At 62.5% G+C, this 1546-nt stretch carries 1 protein-coding gene; it reads left to right on the forward strand.

The annotated features are described in order from the left end of the window. Window positions 1-129 precede the first annotated feature (129 nt). Window positions 130-1260: an IS110 family RNA-guided transposase gene (locus HV744_RS36530; protein WP_175154079.1), complete on the forward strand. Its 1131-nt coding sequence runs from the start codon at window positions 130-132 to the stop codon at window positions 1258-1260. The last annotated feature ends 286 nt before the right edge of the window (window positions 1261-1546 follow it).

The raw sequence follows: 1546 nt of genomic DNA on the forward strand, positions 1-1546 counted from the left end.
AAGGCAGTATGACTTTCCGTGAGGCAGGGGCTGGCCAGCCGTAAGGAATCGGACGCGGGTTAGCATTGCTGCCAGAGCCGCACGGTGTGGACAGGGCCACACCCGGCGATTTCCTGCACGGAGGCCAGCATGGAAAACGATAGCACGGTGTACGTCGGTCTGGATGTTCACAAGGATTCGATCACGGTTGCCTACGCGATCGGCATGGGCGAGGTGGAACTGCTCGGCAAGACCGGTACGACGAAGGCCGATATCGACCGCCTGTGCAGGCGCCTGCAGTCAAAGGGGCGACACGTACGCATCGTCTACGAAGCGGGTCCGTGTGGTTATGGGCTTTACCGGCAGCTCGTCCAGAAGGGATTCGACTGCATCGTGTGCGCACCATCGCTGATTCCGAAGAAGCCCGGCGAGCGCGTGAAGACCGATCGGCGCGATGCGGTCAAACTGGTGCGAGCGCTGCGCGCCGGTGACCTGTCAGCAGTCTATGTCCCGGGCGTCGAGGATGAGGCATTCCGGGATCTGGCGCGGGCATGGGCCGGTGCCAGAGACGATCTGAAGCAGGCGCGACAGCGGCTGAAGTCGTTCCTGCTCTCGCATGGCGTGCACTATACCGGGAACGCGAACTGGGGCGCCGCCCATCGGCGCTGGCTCAGCGCATATTCATTCGGGCACCCGTGGCGGCAACTGGCGTTTGACGAACACCGGCGCACGATCGAGGACCGACTCGCGCAATGTGATCGCCTCGAAACAGCGCTACGCGATGCAGTCGTCAACTGGCGGTTTTATCCAGCCCTGCTGGGACTGCAGGCGATGCGGGGCGTGCAGTTCGTCACGGCCGTCGGGATACTGTCGGAGCTGGGTGACCTGTCACGCTTCGAACATCCACGTCAACTGATGGCCTGGCTGGGGGTGACGCCATCGGAACATTCTTCCGGCGGCAAGCGCCGCCTGGGCGGCATCACGAAGACGGGCAACAGCTACGCCAGGAAGCTGCTGGTCGAGGCGGCCTGGAGCTACCGGCATCCGGCGCGCGTGAGCCGCGACATCCAGCGTCGCCACGAAGGCATCCCCAAGGCCATCATTGATCGCGCCTGGGACGCGCAGGTCCGGCTGTGCCGGCGGTACCGGAAGCTGGCTGCGCGCGGCAAACACGTCAATATCGCGACGGTTGCCGTCGCCCGTGAACTGGCGGGTTTCATCTGGGACATCAGCCGCCTGGCGATGTCGCTTGCCATACCACGCAGCGAACAGGCAGCGTAACCTGCCCGGCACGCAACACCAGACAACACTGGAGGAGTTTCCTGAAGGCGGCGTAGCCCGGCACTCGAGTAACCCGCGGAGATATTTCGCAACGGGCATCACCAATTTGCGGCCGAAGACAGCGGCAGGCTCATGAGGCGGACCTCTGTAATGCGGTAGCCAATCCACGGATATCAGTGTGATCCACCGTCGACCTTACTGCTACGCCGCCCTCAGGGAATTCTAGCGCCTACGGAAAAGCGAAAAATCAATATCCCGATTGACAGGGAAAGTCATATCAGTATCT

Source organism: Paraburkholderia ultramafica, assembly GCF_902859915.1.
Taxonomy (GTDB): Bacteria; Pseudomonadota; Gammaproteobacteria; order Burkholderiales; family Burkholderiaceae; genus Paraburkholderia; species Paraburkholderia ultramafica.